The sequence below is a fragment of the Streptomyces guryensis genome, assembly GCF_021261325.1.
In the GTDB taxonomy this organism is placed as follows: Bacteria; Actinomycetota; Actinomycetes; order Streptomycetales; family Streptomycetaceae; genus Streptomyces; species Streptomyces guryensis.
This window is the reverse complement of the sequence record NZ_JAJSBI010000011.1, coordinates 145898-166300: the sequence shown is the minus strand read 5'-3', so window position 1 is coordinate 166300 and position 20403 is coordinate 145898. Positions and strand designations below refer to the sequence as shown.

The following is a 20403-nucleotide window of genomic DNA, read 5'->3' as shown; positions in this document are numbered from 1 at the left end:
CCGTCCGAGCGCCCGGTCCCGAATTAATCAGGGCACTGACTATTTCCGTGAAGTTTCCTTCACGCTGCCACTGTCGCGCGGCAGCGTCAAGACCCAGGGGAAGTGCAAGGTCAGCAGCGTATGCACAACTACAGACAGTGGACAGAAGGTCCGGGTATCGTTCAGTGCACCAACGATTTCGACCTCGGGAGCGCACATGGCCGCGGTGGATCTCACCACCCACCCCGGGCACCTGGCCCGGCGGCTGCAGCAGGCCCACTACCTGCTGTGGAACACGATGGTCTCGGAGGAGATCACCTCGCCGCAGTTCGCGGTCCTCAACGCGCTCGTCGCCGAGCCGGGCCTGGACCAGCGCACGGTGGGGGAGCGGGTGGGGCTGGACCGGTCGACGATCGCCGAGGTGATCAGCCGCCTGGGGCGCCGCGGGCTGCTCGACAAGGTGCGTGATCCGCAGGACGGCCGCCGTTTCCTGCTGCGCCTGACCGACGACGGTGTGCGCACGCACCGCAAGCTGACCGTGCGCACGGCGCGGATGAACCAGGTGTTCCTGGCGCCGCTGTCCGCCGAGGAACAGTCGGTGTTCTTCGATCTCATCCGGCGGGTCGCCGATGCGGCCGAGGGGCTCCGCAACCCGGCGGAACCCCTCGTGGCGCAGGGCTGAGCGCGCCGGACCTATCGCGTGGCCCTGGTCAGGACGACCCACACCTGGCCCTTCGCGAAGTCGACCGGCTTGCCGTCCTTCGTCGTGAACCGCGTGCCGTCGGTGGCCTTCACGCGCTGCCAGTGGACGTCGTAGAGCCGTCCGTCACGCAGGACCAGCGCCTTCCCGGAACCGACCGTCTCGGTGTATGGGGTGTTGCTGCCGAGCCGGTCGTGGAAGGCGGACTGGCGCACCTTCACGTACTGCACGACGACCGTCGCCGGCGCCACCCGCTTTCCACCGGCCGCCGTCGTGGGTTTCCCGTCCATCGCGACCAGGTAGCGGTGCAGGCCCGGGGACCAGGTGAAGGTGAAGCCGGCGGCGGGGTAGCGGATGGTGCGCGTGTTCTCGGGTCTGCCGCCGGAGGGTGCGGCGCCGTAGCGGAAACCGGTCGTCAGGGCCTTCGCGCCCGGTGGCGACGGCATCAGGCGGGCGGGGTGCAGGAAGAGGTTGTGCGGTGCGGGTGTGCCGGTGCCGCGGAAGTAGGCGCCGGACGCCTTTTCGGGCGGCTCCGCCTGCAGGGGCGCGCTGTTGATGAGCGGCAGCAGCTTGTGCTGCGCACCGGAGAAGGCGAGCGTCGGACGGTGGAACTGGCGCAGCAGCTCCAGGTCCGACTCGCGGGCGCTGCGCACCGGCCCGACGACCTTCGGCAACGTGCTCGCGTACACCGCCATCAGGCGGCTCAGGCCGCCCTCGACCTGTTCCGCGTACACGATGTCCGCCGATTCGAGCCCTGTCTGGGGCCGGGCCTCGGGCGCGTTGTCGATCTTCACGGCGAGTACGGGGGCGCCACGGGCCACCTGCTTCGGTTGTTTGGGGGCCGGCGTCTGCACCCGGCCGCGTCCGTCCTGCGTCGGGCCGTGCTGATCCGTGCAGCCTGCCGCCAGCGCGGCCGTTGCCGCGGCGGCCAGCAGCGCCACTGTCATCGAGGCGCGTCGCGGACGCGCCAACCGTCCCGTGCTCACCGTGGCCACCACATCCCGTTTCAGTGATTGTGCGCTTATACGTTCATAGATGGCCATACCCGTTTGGTCCTGATTGTGCGCGTGCGATACGCCCATTGGCCCTGACCCCGCTCCGGGGCCGGTTTCCGGCCTCGTCCCCGATCCCGCTTCGGGAGGCGGCGGGGCGGGTACCCGGGCGGCACCGCGGGAGCAGACACACCGATGCGACGGAGGGAGCGCCACGCGATGAAGGCTGTGACCTGGCAGGGGAAGCGGGACGTACGGGTGGAGGACATGCCCGATCCGAGGATCCAGGAGCCGACGGACGCCGTCATCCGCATCACCTCGACGGGGCTGTGCGGCTCCGATCTGCATCTGTACGAGGTGCTCACACCGTTCATGACACCGGGCGACATCCTCGGACACGAACCGATGGGCATCGTCGAGGAGGTCGGGGCCGGGGTGCCCGACCTGGCGGCGGGCGACCGGGTGGTGGTGCCGTTCCAGATCGCCTGCGGCGACTGCTGGATGTGCCTCACGGGGCTGCCCACGCAGTGCGAGACCACACAGGTGACCGGCGAGGGCATGGGCGCCGCCCTGTTCGGCTACACCCGCCTGTACGGCGCGGTGCCGGGCGCCCAGGCCGAGTATCTGCGGGTGCCGCAGGCTCAGTACGGGCCGATCAAGGTCCCGGAGGGGCCGCCCGACGACCGCTTCGTCTATCTCTCCGACGTGCTGCCCACCGCCTGGCAGGCGGTCGAGTACGCGGGGATCCCGGAGGGCGGCAGCGTGGCCGTGCTCGGTCTCGGGCCGATCGGGGACATGGCCTGTCGGGTCGCCCAAGTGCGCGGCGCGGAGCGGGTGTTCGGGGTGGACCTGGTCGGCGACCGGCTGCGCCGGGCACACGCGCGGGGCGTGGAGACGTTCGACCTGAGGAGCTTCGACAACGAGAAGGAGCTGGTCACCGCGATCCGCGACCGGACCGACGGCCGCGGCCCCGACGCCGTGATCGATGCCGTCGGCACCGAGGCCCACGGCAGCGCGGCCGCACGGCTGGCTCAGCAGGCCTCGGCCCTGCTGCCCCGCAAGCTGGCCGGCCCGCTCGCCGAACGCTTCAGCATCGACCGCCTCGCCGCCCTGCACACCGCCATCGAACTGGTCCGCCGCGGCGGCACGCTGTCCCTCGTCGGCGTCTACGGTGGCACGGCCGATCCGATGCCCCTGCTCACCATGTTCGACAAGCAGATCCAGATCCGCATGGGCCAGGCCAACGTGCGCCGCTGGAGCGACGAGATCCTCCCGTACCTGACGGACGAGGACCCGCTCGGGGTCGACGACTTCGCCACCCACCGGCTGCCGCTCACCGACGCTCCGCACGCGTACGAGATGTTCCAGCGCAAGCAGGACGGCGCGGTCAAGGTGCTGATGCAGCCCTGAGCCGTTGCGTTTCCCCAGACCACATCGGTACGACCTCGGGCCCGGCGCACGGCGCCAAGGACACGTGACGGCGATGTTCGCCGGCACTTCACTGTGACGTCCCTATAGCAGCCGTTTGCGCATCAGACAGGTGAAGGCGGCCCAGCCGGGAAGTACCGGAAGCCAGAAGGTGAGCAGGCGGTGGAGCAGCACTGCGGAGAAGGCGACTGCCGCTGGTAGTCCGGCCAGGGTGAGGGCGGTGGCAAGTGCGGTCTCGCCCGCTCCGTTCGGGCCGAGCAGCGCGCAGATCTGGCCGGCTCCCACGGTGAAGCCGAGCCCGCTGACGGCCTGTCTGCGTCCGTCCCGTTTGGACAGCTCACTGGCGCAGATCATCGGTACTGCCTGTTCGTGCTCTGTGGACGGTTCCATCGTCACGCCTTTCACCGGTGTACACCCGGACGTCGCAAGGGGATGGCGCCGCCCCGGCGGGGCGGCGGCCCGGTCAGGAGGAGTCGCGCGGGAAGCACGCGAGCAGGAGCATGGCCGTGCCCACGGACGTGGCCAGACCAGCTCCGAGCGTGAGAGCGGCCACGGCCGGAACGGACGTCAGCAGTCCCGTCCCGAACACGTGCCACAACGCGTCACGGAACGCCGTCGCCACACTGATCGCGATGCACCCGGCTACCACCGATGCCTCGGCGATGCGGCGGCGCCGGGTGCGCGGCGGCCGGGCGATGAACCCTGCGACCGCGTTGCTGATCACGCAGAACGCGAGATCGGAGGTCGCCACGACGATCAGAAACCAGACGATGAGCAGCGGATCCGTCCAGCGCTCGCCGACGGCCTGTGCGGCGGTGACGGCCACGGCAGCCAGCATGCTCAGCGTGACGAACACGGTCATCGCGCGGCGGCGTACCCCTACTGCGGCATCCGGACCGGCCCAGCGCCGCAGTACGGGAATCCGCCGGCAGACGAAGACGGCGTCGCCGAGCCAGTCGTACCGCCACCTGCCGGAGGGGCCCCGCCCACGGCGCCATCGCACGAGCAGCACCGCTGATACCGCGGTGAGTATCGAGCAGGCGACCAGCCCGCTGACGAGCACTGATGGCCACCTTCCCGCCACCACGGCCGGCGTCCTGGCGATGACCGCGGCCCACTCGGACACCACCGTGAGCCCGATCAGCGTGGTCATCGCCCCCGCCGCTCGCACCGTCTGCCGTGCCCGGTCCGCACCACCCGGCGCCCGCCAGGCGAGCAGCCGCAACGCGATCACCAAGGCGAGCATGGGCACCGTGAACTGGGCCAGTGACACCACCGCGTCATACGGGTCGTCCTGCCAGGGGCTGGCCGCCCTGACCGCCTTGTCCTGGGTCGCCAACAGCGTCAACGCCTCGAACACGCCGGCCGTGCCGAGGCTCGCCCACACCACGACTCAGGGAAGCTGCCCGTTGAGCCGTTGAGCCGTTGAGCCGTTGAGCCGTTGAGCCGTTGAGCCGTTGAGCCGTTCAGCCGTTGAGGAGCAATTGAGTCAGCCGAGGATCTCGCCCAGGTCGTAGCGCACGGGCTCCTCCAGCTGCGCGTACGTGCAGCTCTCCGGGGTCCGGTCCGGGCGCCAGCGGCGGAAGCGGGCCGTGTGCCGGAAGCGCGCCCCGTTCTCCATGTGGTCGTACGCCACCTCGGCCACCCGCTCCGGTCTCAGCGGCACCCAGGACAGGTCCTTCTTGCCCGACCAGCGGCTCGGCGCGCCCGGCAGCCGGGCCGTCTCGTGCGCCGCCTCGTCGGACCAGGCAGCCCAGGGGTGGCCCGCCGAGTCCGGCATGCGCAGCGGTTCCAGCTCCTCTACCAGTTCCGCGCGCTGCTTCATCGGGAACGCCGCCGACACGCCGACGTGCTGCAGGGCGCCCCGGTCGTCGTAGAGGCCGAGCAGCAGTGAACCCACGATCGGGCCGCTCTTGTGGAAGCGGTAGCCCGCGACGACGACGTCCGCCGTGCGCTCGTGCTTGATCTTGTACATGGCCCGCTCGTCCTGGCGGTAGCGCAGCGTGAGCGGCTTGGCGATGACGCCGTCCAGGCCCGCCCCCTCGTACTGCTCGAACCAGCTCTGCGCCACGTCGATGTCGGTCGTGGCCGGAGCGAGGTGGACCGGCGCGGTGACCTCGGCCAGCGCACGCTCCAGCAGCGCCCGCCGGTCGGTCAGCTGCACGTCGAGCAGCGGCTCGTCGGCCAGGGCCAGCAGGTCGAAGGCCACGAACGACGCAGGGGTCTTCTCGGCCAGCATCCGGACCCGGGAGTCCGCGGGGTGGATGCGTTCGGTGAGCGCGTCGAAGTCGAGCCGCCCCTCCCGTGCGATGACGATCTCACCGTCCAGTACGCACCGCTCGGGCACCCGCTCCTTCAGTGCGGTCACCAGCTCGGGAAAATACCTGGTCAGCGGCTTGCCTGTACGGCTGCCGAGCTCGACCTCGGCGCCGTCGCGGAACACGATCGCCCGGAAGCCGTCCCATTTCGCCTCGTAGTGCATGTCCGGCGGAATCCTCGCCACCGACTTGGCGAGCATCGGCTTCACGGGCGGCATCACCGGCAGATCCATGGATCCGATTCTGCTCGCATACGCCGCTTGCCGCCCGGTATGCGAGGTTCATGGGGTGCGCCTACCGTGGCCGCATGGGCGAAGCGGTGGAACTGGAAGCGGGCGGCCGCACCGTCCGCCTGTCCAGCCCGGACAAGATCTTCTTCCCGGAGCGCGGTTTCACCAAGCTGGACCTCGCCCGGTACTACATCGCGGTCGGCCCCGGCATCCTCCGCGCCCTGCGCGACCGCCCCACCACCCTGGAGCGCTATCCGGAGGGCGTGACCGGCGAGAACTTCTTCCAGAAGCGGGCGCCGAAGAACATGCCCGACTGGATCCCGACCGCCCACATCACCTTCCCCAGCGGCCGCAGCGCCGACGAGATGTGCCCCACCGAGGAGGCCGCCGTCCTGTGGGCCGCCCAGTACGGCACGCTCACCTTCCACCCCTGGCCGGTGCGCCGCGACGACGTCGACCGCCCCGACGAACTCCGCGTCGACCTCGACCCGCAGCCCGGCACCGACTTCGACGACGCCGTGCGAGCCGCCCACGAACTGCGGGCCGTCCTCGACGAGTTCGGCGGCCTGCGAGGCTTCCCCAAGACCTCCGGCGGCCGCGGCCTGCACGTCTTCGTGCCGATCGAGCCGCGCTGGACCTTCACTCAGGTCCGGCGCGCGGCCATCGCCGTGGGCCGGGAGCTGGAGCGCCGGATGCCGGACCACGTGACCATCAAGTGGTGGAAGGAGGAGCGGGGCGAGCGCATCTTCGTCGACTACAACCAGACCGCCAGGGACCGCACCATCGCCTCCGCCTACTCCGTACGGCCACGCCCGCACGCCCCGGTCTCGGCGCCCCTGGCCTGGGACGAGGTCGGGGTCGCCCACCCCCGGGACTTCGACATCGCGACCATGCCCGCGCGCTTCGCCGAACTCGGCGACGTGCACGCGGACATGGACGACCACCGCTTCTCGCTGGAGCCCCTGCTGGAACTCGCACGAAGGGACGAGCGCGACCACGGGCTGGGCGATCTGCCGTATCCGCCGGAGTATCCGAAGATGCCGGGGGAGCCGAAGCGGGTGCAGCCGAGCAGGGCGAAGAAGGGGCCACCGCCGGACGTTTCGGATGGAGGCTCCCCCGGCTGAGGCGTGGCCGTTCGCTCGGGGCCGTGTGCCAGAGCTCGGCACCGCGGATTTCGAAGATCCGAGAGCGCTCTCACAGCTCCGTCCGCCCCGGAGCTATCCTGATCGGCAACCGCCGAGCAGCAGCAGGAGCCGAAGTGACCGACACAGCGCCGCGCCCCACGCTGGAGGCCGTGGCCGCCCGGGCGGGCGTGTCCCGGGCCACCGTCTCGCGGGTGGTCAACGGCGGGGACGGGGTCAGGGAACCCTCGTCGCACGGGTCCGGCGGGCGGTGGAGGAACTCGGATACGTGCCCAACCAGGCCGCCCGCTCCCTGGTGACCAGGCGGCACGACGCCGTGGCCGTGGTCATCGCCGAGTCCGGAGACCCGTGTCTTCGCCGACCCCTTCTTCGCGCTGCAACTGAGGGGCATCAGCAAGGAGTTGACGGCCCATGACAACCAGCTCGTGCTGCTGCTCACCGAGGGCCGCGGCGACCACGCCCGCGTCGGCCGCTATCTCGCCGGGGGCCATGTCGACGGCGCGCTCGTCTTCTCCCTGCACCTCGACGACCCGCTGCCCGGCCTGATCCAGCACGCGGGTGTGCCGACGGTGTTCGGCGGGCGGCCCGGCTGGAGCGACGGCCGAAGCGGCGTGGTGTACGTCGACAGCGACAACCGGGGCGGCGCCCGCGAGGCCGTACGCCATCTCGCGGGGCTCGGCCGCACCCGGATCGCGCACATCACCGGGCCCCTCGACCAGACATCCGCGGCGGACCGGCTCGACGGCTTCCGGGACGTCATGGTCGATGCCGACCCCCGGCTCATCGTCGAGAGCGACTTCACCCCGGCGGGCGGTGAGCGGGCGATGCGGGAACTCCTCGACCGCCGCCCCGATCTGGACGCCGTGTTCGCCGCCAACGACCTCTCCGCGGTGGGCGCGCTGCGCGTGCTGCGTGAGCGTGGGCGGCGGGTGCCCGACGATGTCGCCGTGATCGGCTTCGACGACATGCTGCCCGTGGCCGAGCAGGCCGATCCGCAGCTGACGACGGTCCGTCAGGACATCGAGGAGATGGGGCGGCTGATGGCCCGGCTGCTGCTGCGCCGCCTCGGTCCCCGCAGCACCGACCAGGGCGTCGGGGGTGCACCGTCCAGCGTGGTCCTGCCGACGACACTGGTGCGACGCGCCTCGGCCTGAGCCGTATCGACATGAGCCTTCGCCGCGCACGGGCCGAGGGGGCCGGTCGCGCAGTTCGCCGCGCCCCTCAGGGGGGCGGGTACCGCGCCGGACTGCACCGGGACCGCTCAGTCGGGCGGTGCTGTCGTCAGGTCGCGGCGTGGGGCCGTGTGCCGTCGTCGGAGGCGGATGCGGAGGCGGTGGAGCGGGCGGTCTCGGCCTGCACGAGCAGGGAGAGCAGTGACGCCACCGTCAGTCCCGCCTCGGCGGGATGTCGCAGGATCTTACTGGGATCTATCCGGTAGGTGTTGGTGCGTCCCTCCCTGGTGTGGGAGAGATACCCCGCCTGTTCGAGGTCGGAAATGATCTTCTGGACGGCGCGTTCGGTGAGGCGGCAGTGCGCGGCGATATCGCGGATCCGGGCGCTGTGGTTGTCAGCGATGGCCGCCAGTACGCGCGCGTGATTGGTGACGAACGTCCATCCGGTGTGTGGCTCGGGCACTCCATCCATGTTCCAACTGTAGCGATACGACATTCACGCATTCAAAAGCACGCACTGGATTTCATGTATTTCTTGACGTGTGCGGATGGAGGGGGGAACCTTGGGAGCGGAGACAGGTGAACACACGAGGGAGAGAGGCCATGCCGGAGCCTGCGCACTCTGCGCAGCCATGCCTGGTGACGATCGACGTGGTACCGGACGGCGATCGCATGAACGTCCGGGTGTGCGGTGAACTCGACCACGGCGGCCGACCACTCGAACGCGGCCTGGACGAGGCGCTGGACAACTCGGCGAGCGGTATCGATCTGGACCTGAGCGCGGTCGGGTTCTGCGACTGCTCCGGTCTCAACCTCCTACTGGGTCTGCGGCGAAAGGCGCTCGACCAGGGCAAGACGGTCATCATCGGCGTCAGCGGCCCTCCGGTCGACCGGCTCCTGGAGCTGACCGGCGCCCGGGAGTTGTTCGTGCACCCAGGCTCCGCTGCCGGGAGCGCAGAGCCCGATGCCGTCGGTGACAGCCCGAAGGCGCCGGAGGCGGTCGATCACGAGCTGCGCAAGGAGGTCGCCGAGCTGCGACGGGCGATGCAGACCCGGCCTTCCATAGACCTGGCCCGCGGAATCCTGATGGCCTCCTTCAACCTGAGCCCCGAGGTGGCGTGGACCGTGCTCGTCACGGCCTCCCAGAACACCAACACCAAGCTGCACCGTCTGGCCCAGGACCTGGTCGGCACCGTTCAGGGAACGCCGCTGCCCGAGGATGTACAGCAACAGCTGGCGGCCGCCGTCGCGCAGGCGCGCGCGGCGGTCCCGCTGGCCTGACCGGGCGCCGGCGTCGTGACGCTCGGTCGGGTTCTGAGCCTGCCGGCGCCGGCAGGCGCCGGTGATCGTGCGCGCCCACCGGCGTCCGGCCGGGACCGCCCGGCGCCGTCATTCCCTCACGTCTGCGGGGGTGCGCTCTTGATCACCGCGAAGCGGGCGCCGTAGGGGTCGGCGAGCTTGGCGAAACGGCCCACGCCCTCGATGTCGGTGGCCGGGACGCGGACCTCGCCGCCCAGTTCCGCTGCCTTGGCGACCGTGGCGTCCGTGTCCGCGACCTCGAAGTACGGCAGCCAGTACGCGCGGTCCTCCGACGGGTCGTCGGCGAGCGGGACGATGCCGCCGAACATGGAGTCCTCGCCGCCGCCGGCGGGGTTGACGGTGGTGTACGTACCGCCCGGGAAGTCCGCCGCCGCCGTCTCCAGGCCGAGCGTCTCGTGGTAGAACCAGGCGGCAGCGGCGATGTCCGGGGTGTAGAGCTCGACCCAGGACAGGGCGCCGGCCTCGTTCGCGACGTCCACGCCCTTGGTCCGGCCGGGCTGCCAGATGCCGAACGGCACGGCCGCCTTGTCGGCGAGGACCGCCATGTGCCCCTCGCCCATCACGTCCATGGGCTGCATCAGCACGCTGCCGTGCGCCTGCTCCGCCGCCTTCGCGGTGGCCTCGGCGTTTCCGCTCTGGAAGTACACCGTCCAGGACGGCGGGCCCTGCTCGGGCGTGGTCTGCACACCGCCCGCCGCGGTCCTCCCGTCCAGCTGGAAGAAGCCGTATCCGCCGGCGTCGGGCCCCGCCGACTGGAACCGCCAGCCGAAGAGGCCGCCGTAGAAGGAGATGGCGCCGTCGATGTCGGAGGTGCTGACGTCGATCCAGTTGGGAGCGCCGTTGACGAAACGGGTGGTGAGCATCTTCGCCCTCCTCGGAAGGGTCCCGTTCTCTGCACTGCCGAGTCTTGCACCGCCCACCGACAATCGCTGCCGGAATCGTTCTCTGCGCCGCCTTCCGCGCGCCGCCGTGCGCGGCGGTGCGTCCGGGCGCCACCATCAGGGTGGCCGGGGGCCCCGCCGGGCGGCGTTGATGACGCGTTGATCGAACGTTTTTCGGCCCGCGGCACGATCTCGTCCATGCACATCGACACCATCACCTCTGCCGACTTCGCCTGGCAGTCCCAGGCCCAGGCGCTGTGCGCACAGACGGGGGCGGACTTCTTCTTCCCCGAGCCGGGCAGCTCGGTGCGCGAGGCGAAGCGCATCTGCGGCATGTGCGAGATGCGCCCCGCCTGCCTCGAGTACGCCCTGCAGAACGACGAACGCTTCGGCGTCTGGGGCGGCCTGTCGGAGAAGGAGCGCCTGCAGCTCAGGCGCACGACGCACTGACGCGGCCGGTACGCGCGTGCGTACCGGCCGCGTCATGGCCGGCGGTCGGGTGTGCCGTCAGCCTGCGGCGCGCGCCGCCATGCGCGCCTTGCGTGCCGCCAGCTTCTCGTCGAACTTCAGGGCCTCCGCGTCCAGCCCGCCCATGAACAGGCCGAGTTCGTCCTGGGCCTGCTGCCCCTCGGGGCCCAGGCCGTCGATCTCCATGATCTTCAGGAAGCGGAGGACCGGCTGCAGCACGTCGTCGTGGTGGATGCGCATGTTGTAGACCTCGCCGATGGCCATCTGCGCGGCGAACCGCTCGAAGCCGGGCATGCCGTGACCGGGCATCCGGAAGTTGACGATCACGTCGCGTACGGCCTGCATGGTGAGGTCGGGCGCGAGCTCGAAGGCCGCCTTGAGAAGGTTGCGGTAGAAGACCATGTGCAGGTTCTCGTCGGTCGCGATGCGGGCCAGCATGCGGTCGCAGACCGGGTCGCCCGACTGGTGGCCGGTGTTGCGGTGCGAGACGCGGGTGGCCAGCTCCTGGAAGGCGACGTACGCGACCGAGTGCAGCATCGAGTGGCGGTTGTCCGACTCGAAGCCCTCCGACATGTGCTGCATGCGGAACGCTTCCAGCTTGTCCGGGTCCACCGCGCGCGAGGCGAGCAGGTAGTCGCGCATCACGATGCCGTGCCGGCCCTCCTCGGCCGTCCAGCGGTGCACCCAGGTGCCCCAGGCGCCGTCCCGGCCGAACAGCGAGGCGATCTCGTGGTGGTAGCTGGGCAGGTTGTCCTCGGTGAGCAGGTTCACGACCAGCGCGATACGGCCGATCTCGGTGACCTTGGACTGCTCCTTGTCCCAGGCCTCGCCGTCCTCGAACAGGCCGGGGAAGTTGCGGCCGTCCGACCACGGCACGTACTCGTGCGGCATCCAGTCCTTGGCGACCTTCAGATGCCGGTTGAGTTCCGTCTCGACCACTTCCTCCAGTGCGTACAGCAGCTTGGCGTCGGTCCAGACGGCGGGGCTGCCGAGGTGCGGGGAAGTGATCGTCACGGGAACTCCAGAGGGACGCGTAACAAAGCGGGACAGACCGGCGAGCGGTGCCGGAACCTACGGGATCGTAGGCTACGAAACCGTAGGTTACGAAGACGTAGGTTAAGCGCCGCGTAAAGATCCCTGATCAGGACGCGTTTCCCAGGACTTCCAAGGAATGCCTGAAAGCCCCCGGACCGCAGGTCCCAGGGCTGAAAGGGTGATCGGCGCACCCGTCAGGCGTAAAGCTCCCGCAGTCGGACCGAGAGACATGTCACACAGCCCTCCAGCTTCTCGAACTCGCTGATGTCCACCACGACCGGGTCGTGACCGAGATCGGCGAGCAGTTCCGCCGACTTCGGCGCGCTCGCCGACATCAGCAGCTTGCTGCCGCCGAGCAGCACCACGTGCGAGCCCGACTCCTCGGGCACCGACAGGAAGCGCGGGAACAGCGAGGGCCGGTCCACCTTGGGGATGTTCCCGATGACCGTCCCGTCGGGCAGCGCCGTGACCGCCGACTTCAGGTGCAGCACCTTGCTCACGGGTACGGCGACGACCCGCGCCCCCAGCGGTTCGAAGGCGGCCCGCAGCTGCTGCACACCGGCCGCGTTGGTGCGGCCGCCCCGGCCGACGTAGATCGTGTCGCCGATCTTCAGCACGTCGCCGCCGTCCAGGGTGCCCGGTTCCCAGATCCAGTTCACCGAGCAGCCCAGGCGCGCCACGGCCTCCTCGACGCCGGCCGTCTCCTCCCGCCGGGACTCGGCCCCGGGCCGGGTGATCAGCGCGACGTTCTTGTACATGACGACCGTGTCCTCGACGAACACCGAGTCCGGGCAGTCGTCCTCCGGGTCCACCTCGACCGTCTCCCAGCCGTGCTCGCGCAGCGCCTCGACGTACGCCTCCCACTGCTCGACCGCGAGATCGAAGTCGACCTTCTCCCGCTCGATGTGCGTCACCAGCCCTTCGGCGAGGCGGGGGCTCGGGCGGCGGACGAGGGCCTTCTTGCTGGGCACGAGGGGACTCCGAATCGGCGGGACGGCAGACCGGGCGCCCATGACGCGACGCCCGGTCCGCCATCATGCAGCGCCGATCCACGACGGCAAAACCCTCGTTGCCAGGCTGTGCCCCTCCTGAGACGCGCGATCGGGAGCTATCCGATCGCCTCCGGCGTCGTCTCCTGCAGTTCGCCGTCCAGCAGCAGCCACCGGGTGATCCCGATCGACTCCAGGAACGGCAGGTCGTGGCTGGACACGATCAGCGCCCCCTCGTACGACTCCAGGGCCGACGTCAGCTGCCGCACGCTCGCCATGTCGAGGTTGTTGGTCGGCTCGTCGAGCATCAGCAGCTGTGGTGCGGGTTCGGCCAGCATCAGCGCGGCCAGGGCCGCCCGGAAGCGTTCGCCGCCGGACAGGGTGGCCGCCTTCTGGTCGGCGCGGGCGCCCCGGAACAGGAAGCGGGCGAGTCGCGCCCGGATCCGGTTGTTGGTGGCCCCCGGCGCGAACCTGGCGACGTTCTCGGCGACCGACAGCTCGCCGTCGAGCACGTCCAGGCGCTGCGGCAGGAAACGCAGCGGCACGTGCGCGTGCGCCTCGCCCGCCACCGGCGCCAGCTCCCCGGCGATGGTCCGCAGCAGTGTCGTCTTGCCCGCGCCGTTGCGCCCGATCAGCGCCACCCGCTCCGGGCCGCGCAGAACGAGCCCGCCGGCCACGCGCGCGCCGTACGCGAGTTCCAGGTCCATGAGGGTCAGGACGGTGCGGCCCGGCGGCACGGCGGTGTACGGCAGGTCGACGCGGATCTCGTCGTCGTCCCGCACGGCGTCCACCGCCTCGTCGAGCCGCTCCCTCGCCTCGGTGAGCCGCTCCTCGTGCATGATGCGGTGCTTGCCCGCGGACTCCTGCGCCGCGCGCTTGCGCGCCCCCATGACGATCTTCGGCTCACGCTTCTGGTCCCACATCTTCTGCCCGTACCGCTTGCGGCGGGCCAACTTGACCTGGGCGTCGACCAGTTCGCGCTTCTGCTTCCTGAGGTCGGCCTCCGCGACGCGCACCATCCGCTCGGCCGCCTCCTGCTCGGTGGTGAGGGCCTCCTCGTAGGCGGAGTAGTTGCCGCCGAACCAGGTGACCGCCCCGGAGCGCAGATCGGCGATCTGGTCGACCAGTTCCAGGAGCTCGCGGTCGTGGCTGACCACGACCATCACTCCCGACCAGGATTCCACGGCCGCGTACAGCCGCCTGCGTGCGTACAGGTCGAGGTTGTTTGTCGGCTCGTCCAGGAGCAGGACGTCCGGGCGGCGCAGCAGCAGTGCCGCCAGCCGCAGCAGCACCGACTCGCCACCCGACACCTCCCCGATGGTGCGGTCCAACTCGATGTGCCCGAGCCCCAGTTCGCCGAGCGTGGCGAGCGCGCGCTCCTCCACGTCCCAGTCGTCGCCGACCGTCTCGAAGTGCTCCTCGGCGACGTCGCCCGCCTCGATGGCGTGCAGCGCGGCCCGCTGTGAGGCGATGCCGAGCACCTCGTCGACGCTCAGCTGGGTGTCGAGCGTGACGTTCTGCGGGAGGTGGCCGACCTCCCCCGCGACGCGAACTGCACCGTCGGCCGGGGCCAGTTCACCGGAGATCAGCTTCAACAGGGTTGATTTACCCGAGCCGTTGACGCCGACGAGCCCTGTCCTGCCGGGACCGAAGGCGGCATCGAGGCCCTCGAAGACGGGGGTGCCGTCGGGCCAGGTGAACGAAAGGGACGTGCAAGTGATGGAAGTAGACATACGGGCCTCGCGGTTGCTCGGTGCGGTCAGGGGCAAACGCGTATGGAGACACCGGAGACCTACGGCGGGAGAGGAGAGCCCTGGGGCACGAAAAAGCCCTGCTCCGTCAGGACGGCTCGAACGCCGAGGTCGCACGCGGCGCACACACCTCAGGTGTGTGACACGGTGTCTCAGACCTCAGACGAGCAACGTCCTTCTCCAATCGACGGCAACAGAACCGCTGTACACCGTAGGAGCGGCTTCGAGGGCTGTCAACGGATTAACGTCATCCCCGACCGCACCGCAGCAAGGAGTCCCCGTGCCCGACGGCCCGCTCTCACTGCCCGCCCGGCTCTATCTGCTGGCCTGGGACACCCACACCAACGAGGTCACCGGCGCCACCCGCCTCCACCACCTGGTGCGGGCCGGCGCCCTCACCGAACTGGCCCAGCGAGGTCTGCTCGTCGACGAGGACGGCATCGCCACGCCCGCCGACATGGACTCCCTCACCGGGGACGCCGTCCTCGACGGGCTCCTGGAACTGGTCCGAGAGTCCCGACCGCACCGCTGGCGGACCTGGGTGACGCTGCACGCCCGCGTGACCCTCGACGCCGTACGGGAGCAACTGACGGCGGACGGGTATCTGCGGGCGCGGCGGAAGCGTGTCCTCGGGGTCTTCCCGAGCGTGCAGCACGTACTGGCGCGGGCGGACGTCGTGGAGGCGCTGCACGAGGAGGCACGGCAGGTGCTGGAGGGTCCGGCGCCGGTCGCCGAGGTCTCCGACCGGGACGCGGCCGTCGTCGCCCTCGCCGCCGCCGCGGAGCTGCCCGCCCTGGTGCCGGGCAACGACCGCAAACGCCACCACGCGCGCGTGGCGGAGCTGACCGAGCGCAGCGGGGCGGCGGCGCCCGCGCTGCGGAAGGTCGTCACCGAGGTGCACACGGCGGTGACCGCCTCCCTGACGGCGGTCGCCGTGGCGACAGGGGACTGAGCAGCCCCGCCTCCGACGGCTCACGCGGATGTCGATTCCTGCCGGCCGCCACCAGCGCGGGGCTCTGCTGGGCCTCTGCCCGGCGGACGGCGACCGGCTGGACCGTGCCCGGGCCCTCGCCGCCGTCGCGGTCGGCGTGAACATCGAGGACGCGCCGTACGAGGCCGGAGCCGGGCCGCTGCGCCCGGTCGGCGAGCCGGCCGAGAGGATCGGGTCCGCCCGCGAGGCCGCCGACGGGGAAAGGGTGCCGCTGTTCGTCAACGCCCGGATCGACACCTTCCTCAGGGACGCGGGCGGAGTGGACGTCACCCTGGAGCTGGCCACGGCCTTCCTGGCCGCGGGCGCCGACGGCATCCTCGCCCCGGGGCCGACCGCCCCGGAGACGGTCAGCACGCGCCCTGGTCCACCACGCCACACGGGAGCTACTGGAGACGGGGACGTACGGGGCGCAGGAGGACGGGCTGGACTACACCGAACTGAACAAGAGGCTACTGCCGACGCGATGAGCGCCCCAAAGGGGCGCGGGGAACTGCGCGACCAGCCGCAACGCACCCGCAGACGACACACGGCCCATCGCGCGCCCACCCGCGGAGCGCTCAGCAAGCGTCCCGGATCAGCTCCGCCAGGTCATGGTCCATATCCAGCTGGAGATGCTCCAGACCCACCGGCACCAGCGCGCTCGTGGCGTCGAGGAACCGGCGTATCTCGTGCGACCGGACGTGCACGACGGCGGTGCCCTCGGGGGCATGGAACTCCAGGACGGTGCGCTCGTAGCCGTACGGCCGCACGCGCACGTCGCCGTGGCCCTCGGGCTCGTGCAGACCGGCCGCGAGGAGGTCGCGGGCAAACGTCCAGCAGACCTCCACGCCCTCCAGGGTGGCCGGGGCCGGGAAGGTCATACGGACCGCGAACGGGTCGCTGCGGTCGTAGTGCAGCTTCGCCGGGATGCTCGGCATGCGCGGCGCGGCGGCGACGAGGCGGGCCTCCACGGGTTGTTCGATGACGGTGGACAACGCCTTGCTCCCTTGTGACGTCTGGACGGACTTCCGGGGGTGGATTGGGCCGGGCACTGCTAGAGACGCTGGAATCAGCCAATCCGTGCACACCGATTTCGAGTGACCTGCGTCACCGCGTTCATGCACAGGAGTGACGCAGTCCATTTCCCGTGCCCCGACGGGCAGTTGTGGCGAGCGCCGCCATCTGGACGGGGCCCGGGGCGTCGGCTAGCTTCGCCCGCCATGAGGCGTATGGGGAACACGCGACGAATGAGACGTACGTTTCGCACGGTGGCCGCGGGGGCGGTGTGCTCGGCGGCGCTGGCCGCCCTGACCGCCGTACCCGCACAGGCACGGGAGCCGGAGCACCGGGCGCCGCACTGGGAACTCAAGGACACCGGCGCGGCCGGCGTGCGCTTCCGGGGGCTGTCGGCCGTCAGCCGGGACACCGCCTGGGTGGCCGGAACCGGCGGCACCGTGCTGCGCACCACCGACGGCGGGGCGAGCTGGCGGAACGTCTCGCCGCCGGGCGCCGGCGACCTGCAGTTCCGGGACATCGAGGCGTTCGACGCGCGGCGGGCCGTGGTGCTGGCCATCGGCGAGGGCGAGGCATCCCGCGTGTACCGGACCGACGACGGCGGAGCGACCTGGACCGAGTCCTTCCGCAACACCGACACCAAGGCCTTCTACGACTGCCTCACCTTCTTCGACCGCCGCCACGGCCTCGCCATGAGCGACCCGGTCGACGGCAGGTTCCGCATCCTGTCGACCGGCGACGGCGGCCGCTCCTGGAAGGTGCTTCCGAGCCAGGGCATGCCGGCCGCCCTGGACGGCGAGGCGGGCTTCGCGGCGAGCGGCCAGTGTCTGGTCGCCTCCGGCCCCTCGGACGTCTGGCTGGCCACCGGCGGCGGTGCACGCGCGCGCGTGCTGCACTCCGCCGACCGCGGGCTCACCTGGACGGCCACCGACACACCCGTCCCGGCGGGCGACCCGGCGAAGGGCGTCTTCGCACTCGCCTTCCGCGACCGCACCCACGGACTCGCGGTCGGCGGCGACTACCGGCCCGACCAGTCCTCCCCGCAGGCCGCCGCCCTCACCCACGACGGCGGCCGCACCTGGCAGCCCGCCGCCACTCCGCAGCCCGCCTACCGCTCCGGAGCCGCCTGGCTCCCGCACAGCCGCACCGCGGCCCTCGCGGTCGGCCCCACCGGCACCGATCTGACCACCGACGGCGGCCGCACCTGGCGGACCGTCGACACGGGCTCGTACGACACCGTGGACTGCACGGCGGACCTGGGCTGCTGGGCGGCGGGGGAGCAGGGGAGGGTGGCTCGTCTGGAGCGGTGACCACGGGGTGAACGCGGGTACTCGGTCGCGGACTGCGAAGGGAGTGAGCGAGCATGCCCGCAGGTTCCAGCTCCAAGCGTGAGCGCCAGTACGAGCACATCAAGAAGAGCGCGCAGGACCGGGGGGAGAGCACCGGGCGCGCCAAGGAGATCGCGGCGCGGACGGTGAACAAGGAGCGCGCCCGGTCCGGCGAGTCCAAGACCGCGAGCCGCAGCTCCACCAAGGACATGTCATCCGGCAAGCGCGGTGGCCAGCGGTCCGGCCAGGGCTCCCAGGGCCCCACCCGCGACCAGCTGTACAACGAGGCCAGGCAACGTGGCATCGAGGGCCGTTCGAACATGAACAAGGGGCAGCTGCAGCGCGCGCTGAACGCGAAGAAGGGCTGAGCCGCGCGGCTCAACCGGACGTTTCCGGTACCGCTCCGGCTCCGGCGCCCTCTGCGAACTCCTCGTCCCCCGCGACAGCGAGGTCATCCGGCCGTCGCGGGGGTTCGCACGCCCGCGGGTGAGGAACTCGCCTTATCCCGATCCTCCCGATCAGAGGGTCGTAGGCTCGTCCCCATCATGACGACCGTACGCATCCCCGCGGGCCGGCCCGCGACCGAGGAACACGCCCGCGCCGTACAGGACGAACTGCGGACACGGGTGGTGCTCGACGAGCCGGGACCGCCGCCCGGCACCGGACATGTCACCGGAGTCGACGTGGCCTACGACGACGAGCGGGACGTCGTCGCGGCCGCGGCGGTCGTCCTGGACGCGGCGACCCTGGAGGTGGTCGCGGAGGCCACGGCCGTGGGCCGTATCTCCTTCCCGTACGTCCCCGGCCTGCTCGCCTTCCGTGAGATCCCCACGGTTCTCGCCGCTCTGGACGCCCTGCCGTGCCCGCCCGGCCTGGTCGTCTGCGACGGCTACGGCCTCGCCCACCCACGCCGCTTCGGCCTCGCCAGCCATCTCGGCGTCCTGACGGACCTGCCGACGATCGGCGTCGCGAAGAACCCCTTCACGTTCGCCCACGACGACCCGGCCGCCCCGCGCGGCAGCACCTCACCCCTCCTCGCGGACACCGAGGAGGTCGGCCGCGCCCTGCGCACCCGCGACGCCGTCAAGCCGGTCTTCGTGTCCGTCGGCCACCGCATGAGCCTCGACAACGCCTGCGCTCACACGCTGGCACTGACCCCGGCCTACCGTCTGCCGGAGACGACCCGCAGGGCGGACGCCCTGTGCCGAAAGGCGTTGCGGGAGGCCACCGCCCCGAGGAATCCACTGGGCGGCGACCGACAGGCAGCGGCGGACGCCTGAGACCGGGACGGCCCTGGAGCTCGCGACCGGGACCGGTGCAACCGTGGACGTGGGGTGTTCGATCCGGTCCGCCGGTGCTGGGCGGCCGGGGAGCAGGTCACGCACGAGCAGCGGACCCCGTGCCGCCTCGCGGAGCCGGCCGGCAGGGCCGCCCCGGCGCGCTCGACCGGATCGCGGACGCGCTCGGCGACCGGCCGCCGGAGCCGCTGAACGGGTGTTCTGAGTAGCCGGACTGAGTACCCGTACGGATGTGGGCGTGGTGCACCGGTCGGCAGGCTGGGCCGCATGACGACGCACCGTGCCCAGAAGCCCCTCGCCGACCCCAACCGTCCCGTCGAGCGTGCCGTGACGGCCGCGCTCATCCTCGCCGTGCTGGCGGGGCTCGGCTGGATCGCCGGGATGATCTACACGGTGGCGGGGTGGTCCTGAGGGCCTGCTCGGCGGCTCGCCGTCACGTCAGCCGGCCAGCTCGTAGACACTCTTTCCCACCAGCAACAGGCCGACCACGACACTGCCGTACACGATCGCCTGTTCCGCGTGGCCCTGCATCCAAGCGCGCAGTTCCCGTAGTCGGCGTTGGGCGGATGCCGGCTTGAAGACCACATACAGCTCCGCGCCGAGCAGAGTGGCCGTGGCGATGATGCAGTACGCGGCCAGCACCAGCCAGGTCGTGGGGTCGGAGCCGTCGGCCTCGACGACGGTCACGGCACCGGCGGCGACGAGGCCCCACGGCTGCAGAAGGATGGCGAGTCCCGCCGCCGGCCAGAGCGCGCCCCGGTCCATCCGGGAGGTGAGGAACGAGGACGACTTCCCCTTCGGCGGCGGGGTGACCGCGTCGGACGGACCGTGGTGAACGGGCCTTCGGTGTCTGCGGAGGCCGTACACGACCAGCGACACTCCGATGACGACCTTGATCACGAGGTTCGCCGTGGACGGAGGCGACCTCGGAGCCGGCGGCTGTCCGCCGGTCAGCGTCAGGACCAGAGCGATCACCGCGATGAAACACGCCATCCATCCCGCGAGGAAGGCGAGCCCCGTTCGAACGCCTCTGACGGATGCCACCACCAGGACGAACGCCATGAGGGGGAGCGGGTCGAGCGTGATGGCGAGGGCGATGAGCAGGAGGTCGAAGACCATGGGCGATCCCCTCAGGCGCCGTACGGGTCGAGCCTATGCACGGCTGTGACCCCCTGCATCTCTTGTGACCGGTGAGCCGGCGCCGCCCCCCGGTGCGCTCCTTGTGCCGCGGGGTGCCGTGGCCCGCTCGATCGCGCACTCTGGAGATCGGAAGGGAGTGGCGATGGGGACTCGCGGCTGATGCGGCGCGGGGATACGGGCGCGGACTCGCGTGCGTCACGGTGGCGTGGCCGTCTCGGGGAACTGACGGCCTGGCTGAAAGCGGTCCA

Annotated in this window: 21 protein-coding genes and 2 pseudogenes; 12 read left to right on the top strand and 11 right to left on the bottom strand. The window is 71.0% G+C overall.

Annotation, left to right across the window (positions count from 1 at the left end; genetic code table 11):
- The first annotated feature begins 196 nt into the window (after positions 1-196).
- Positions 197-661: a MarR family winged helix-turn-helix transcriptional regulator gene (locus tag LJ657_RS22980; protein WP_099932670.1), complete on the top strand. Its 465-nt coding sequence runs from the start codon at positions 197-199 to the stop codon at positions 659-661.
- An 11-nt stretch (positions 662-672) separates the two neighbouring features.
- Here LJ657_RS22980 and LJ657_RS22975 read toward each other — a convergent pair whose 3' ends face one another.
- Entirely contained in the window at positions 673-1626 is a 954-nt protein-coding gene (locus LJ657_RS22975) for a DUF3048 domain-containing protein (RefSeq protein ID WP_232650736.1), read from the bottom strand.
- Between the two features lie 264 nt (positions 1627-1890).
- Here LJ657_RS22975 and LJ657_RS22970 point away from each other — a divergent pair, with 264 nt between their 5' ends.
- Positions 1891-3081: a zinc-dependent alcohol dehydrogenase gene (locus LJ657_RS22970; RefSeq protein ID WP_232650613.1), complete on the top strand. Its 1191-nt coding sequence runs from the start codon at positions 1891-1893 to the stop codon at positions 3079-3081.
- Positions 3082-3183: 102 nt separating this feature from the next.
- Here LJ657_RS22970 and LJ657_RS22965 read toward each other — a convergent pair whose 3' ends face one another.
- The 3 genes from LJ657_RS22965 to LJ657_RS22955 all read right to left on the bottom strand — a co-directional run bounded on the left by LJ657_RS22965 (position 3184) and on the right by LJ657_RS22955 (position 5650).
- On the bottom strand, positions 3184-3489 hold the full coding sequence (locus LJ657_RS22965) for a hypothetical protein (RefSeq protein WP_232650747.1): 306 nt from the start codon (positions 3487-3489) through the stop codon (positions 3184-3186).
- A gap of 73 nt (positions 3490-3562) precedes the next feature.
- A complete protein-coding gene (locus tag LJ657_RS22960) occupies positions 3563-4489 on the bottom strand; it encodes a hypothetical protein (RefSeq protein WP_232650612.1) in 927 nt (308 codons plus the stop codon).
- A 99-nt stretch (positions 4490-4588) separates the two neighbouring features.
- Positions 4589-5650, bottom strand: coding sequence for an ATP-dependent DNA ligase (locus LJ657_RS22955; protein WP_232650611.1), 1062 nt, complete (start codon positions 5648-5650; stop codon positions 4589-4591).
- A gap of 74 nt (positions 5651-5724) precedes the next feature.
- Here LJ657_RS22955 and ligD point away from each other — a divergent pair, with 74 nt between their 5' ends.
- Positions 5725-6771, top strand: coding sequence for a non-homologous end-joining DNA ligase (gene ligD / locus LJ657_RS22950; protein ID WP_232650610.1), 1047 nt, complete (start codon positions 5725-5727; stop codon positions 6769-6771).
- 134 nt (positions 6772-6905) lie between these two features.
- Positions 6906-7943: pseudogene (locus LJ657_RS22945) on the top strand (LacI family DNA-binding transcriptional regulator).
- A gap of 127 nt (positions 7944-8070) precedes the next feature.
- Here the strand turns inward: LJ657_RS22945 and LJ657_RS22940 are convergent.
- Positions 8071-8433 (bottom strand): helix-turn-helix transcriptional regulator, encoded by a 363-nt coding sequence (locus LJ657_RS22940; RefSeq protein WP_232650609.1) that lies wholly within the window; start codon positions 8431-8433, stop codon positions 8071-8073.
- 131 nt (positions 8434-8564) lie between these two features.
- Between LJ657_RS22940 and LJ657_RS22935 the strand changes: the two genes are divergently transcribed.
- Positions 8565-9242 (top strand): ANTAR domain-containing protein, encoded by a 678-nt coding sequence (locus LJ657_RS22935; protein WP_232650608.1) that lies wholly within the window; start codon positions 8565-8567, stop codon positions 9240-9242.
- Positions 9243-9358: 116 nt separating this feature from the next.
- Here the strand turns inward: LJ657_RS22935 and LJ657_RS22930 are convergent, their stop codons facing one another.
- The gene (locus tag LJ657_RS22930; protein WP_232650607.1) at positions 9359-10144 is read right to left on the bottom strand and encodes a VOC family protein; all 786 of its coding nucleotides are present in this window, start codon (positions 10142-10144) and stop codon (positions 9359-9361) included.
- 216 nt (positions 10145-10360) lie between these two features.
- On the opposite strand from LJ657_RS22930, the gene LJ657_RS22925 reads away from it, so the two are divergent.
- Complete coding sequence (locus LJ657_RS22925; RefSeq protein WP_232650606.1) at positions 10361-10612, top strand: WhiB family transcriptional regulator; 252 nt, start codon at positions 10361-10363, stop codon at positions 10610-10612.
- 57 nt (positions 10613-10669) lie between these two features.
- On the opposite strand, the gene LJ657_RS22920 is transcribed toward LJ657_RS22925, so the two are convergent.
- From LJ657_RS22920 to LJ657_RS22910, 3 genes are all read right to left on the bottom strand, one after another.
- The gene (locus tag LJ657_RS22920; protein ID WP_232650605.1) at positions 10670-11644 is read right to left on the bottom strand and encodes an acyl-ACP desaturase; all 975 of its coding nucleotides are present in this window, start codon (positions 11642-11644) and stop codon (positions 10670-10672) included.
- A gap of 215 nt (positions 11645-11859) precedes the next feature.
- Positions 11860-12636, bottom strand: a complete 777-nt coding sequence (ddaH, locus tag LJ657_RS22915) for a dimethylargininase (RefSeq protein ID WP_232650604.1) — start codon at positions 12634-12636, stop codon at positions 11860-11862.
- Between the two features lie 137 nt (positions 12637-12773).
- Positions 12774-14387, bottom strand: coding sequence for an ABC-F family ATP-binding cassette domain-containing protein (locus LJ657_RS22910; RefSeq protein WP_232650603.1), 1614 nt, complete (start codon positions 14385-14387; stop codon positions 12774-12776).
- 298 nt (positions 14388-14685) lie between these two features.
- Here LJ657_RS22910 and LJ657_RS22905 point away from each other — a divergent pair, with 298 nt between their 5' ends.
- Both LJ657_RS22905 and LJ657_RS48665 read left to right on the top strand, forming a co-directional pair.
- Positions 14686-15357 carry a GOLPH3/VPS74 family protein gene (locus LJ657_RS22905; protein WP_232650602.1) on the top strand — a complete coding sequence of 224 codons (672 nt, stop codon included), beginning with the start codon at positions 14686-14688 and terminating at the stop codon, positions 15355-15357.
- Positions 15358-15385: 28 nt separating this feature from the next.
- Positions 15386-15688 (top strand): annotated as a pseudogene (locus tag LJ657_RS48665) (isocitrate lyase/phosphoenolpyruvate mutase family protein); the annotation flags it as partial.
- A gap of 265 nt (positions 15689-15953) precedes the next feature.
- On the opposite strand, the gene ssgD reads toward LJ657_RS48665, so the two are convergent.
- On the bottom strand, positions 15954-16370 hold the full coding sequence (ssgD, locus tag LJ657_RS22895) for a spore wall synthesis regulator SsgD (protein WP_232650601.1): 417 nt from the start codon (positions 16368-16370) through the stop codon (positions 15954-15956).
- A 252-nt stretch (positions 16371-16622) separates the two neighbouring features.
- On the opposite strand from ssgD, the gene LJ657_RS22890 reads away from it, so the two are divergent.
- From LJ657_RS22890 to mmpA, 4 genes are all read left to right on the top strand, one after another.
- On the top strand, positions 16623-17699 hold the full coding sequence (locus LJ657_RS22890) for a WD40/YVTN/BNR-like repeat-containing protein (protein WP_232650600.1): 1077 nt from the start codon (positions 16623-16625) through the stop codon (positions 17697-17699).
- 53 nt (positions 17700-17752) lie between these two features.
- Positions 17753-18085, top strand: coding sequence for a plasmid stabilization protein (locus LJ657_RS22885; RefSeq protein ID WP_232650599.1), 333 nt, complete (start codon positions 17753-17755; stop codon positions 18083-18085).
- Positions 18086-18262: 177 nt separating this feature from the next.
- On the top strand, positions 18263-18997 hold the full coding sequence (locus LJ657_RS22880; protein ID WP_232650598.1) for an endonuclease V: 735 nt from the start codon (positions 18263-18265) through the stop codon (positions 18995-18997).
- A 285-nt stretch (positions 18998-19282) separates the two neighbouring features.
- Positions 19283-19426, top strand: coding sequence for a morphogenic membrane protein MmpA (mmpA, locus tag LJ657_RS22875; protein ID WP_232650597.1), 144 nt, complete (start codon positions 19283-19285; stop codon positions 19424-19426).
- A gap of 27 nt (positions 19427-19453) precedes the next feature.
- On the opposite strand, the gene LJ657_RS22870 is transcribed toward mmpA, so the two are convergent.
- Positions 19454-20134, bottom strand: a complete 681-nt coding sequence (locus LJ657_RS22870) for a GAP family protein (RefSeq protein WP_232650596.1) — start codon at positions 20132-20134, stop codon at positions 19454-19456.
- Positions 20135-20403 lie beyond the last annotated feature (269 nt).

What these genes read in the sequence shown, in the direction of transcription:
- LJ657_RS22980 (WP_099932670.1), top strand. Translation starts at nt 197, where the DNA reads ATGGCCGCGGTGGATCTCACCACCCACCCCGGGCACCTGGCCCGGCGG.
- LJ657_RS22975 (WP_232650736.1), bottom strand. Translation starts at nt 1,626, where the DNA reads ATGACAGTGGCGCTGCTGGCCGCCGCGGCAACGGCCGCGCTGGCGGCA.
- LJ657_RS22970 (WP_232650613.1), top strand. Translation starts at nt 1,891, where the DNA reads ATGAAGGCTGTGACCTGGCAGGGGAAGCGGGACGTACGGGTGGAGGAC.
- LJ657_RS22965 (WP_232650747.1), bottom strand. Translation starts at nt 3,489, where the DNA reads ATGGAACCGTCCACAGAGCACGAACAGGCAGTACCGATGATCTGCGCC.
- LJ657_RS22955 (WP_232650611.1), bottom strand. Translation starts at nt 5,650, where the DNA reads ATGGATCTGCCGGTGATGCCGCCCGTGAAGCCGATGCTCGCCAAGTCG.
- ligD (WP_232650610.1), top strand. Translation starts at nt 5,725, where the DNA reads ATGGGCGAAGCGGTGGAACTGGAAGCGGGCGGCCGCACCGTCCGCCTG.
- LJ657_RS22940 (WP_232650609.1), bottom strand. Translation starts at nt 8,433, where the DNA reads ATGGATGGAGTGCCCGAGCCACACACCGGATGGACGTTCGTCACCAAT.
- LJ657_RS22935 (WP_232650608.1), top strand. Translation starts at nt 8,565, where the DNA reads ATGCCGGAGCCTGCGCACTCTGCGCAGCCATGCCTGGTGACGATCGAC.
- LJ657_RS22930 (WP_232650607.1), bottom strand. Translation starts at nt 10,144, where the DNA reads ATGCTCACCACCCGTTTCGTCAACGGCGCTCCCAACTGGATCGACGTC.
- LJ657_RS22925 (WP_232650606.1), top strand. Translation starts at nt 10,361, where the DNA reads ATGCACATCGACACCATCACCTCTGCCGACTTCGCCTGGCAGTCCCAG.
- LJ657_RS22910 (WP_232650603.1), bottom strand. Translation starts at nt 14,387, where the DNA reads ATGTCTACTTCCATCACTTGCACGTCCCTTTCGTTCACCTGGCCCGAC.
- LJ657_RS22890 (WP_232650600.1), top strand. Translation starts at nt 16,623, where the DNA reads ATGAGACGTACGTTTCGCACGGTGGCCGCGGGGGCGGTGTGCTCGGCG.
- LJ657_RS22885 (WP_232650599.1), top strand. Translation starts at nt 17,753, where the DNA reads ATGCCCGCAGGTTCCAGCTCCAAGCGTGAGCGCCAGTACGAGCACATC.
- LJ657_RS22880 (WP_232650598.1), top strand. Translation starts at nt 18,263, where the DNA reads ATGACGACCGTACGCATCCCCGCGGGCCGGCCCGCGACCGAGGAACAC.
- mmpA (WP_232650597.1), top strand. Translation starts at nt 19,283, where the DNA reads ATGACGACGCACCGTGCCCAGAAGCCCCTCGCCGACCCCAACCGTCCC.
- LJ657_RS22870 (WP_232650596.1), bottom strand. Translation starts at nt 20,134, where the DNA reads ATGGTCTTCGACCTCCTGCTCATCGCCCTCGCCATCACGCTCGACCCG.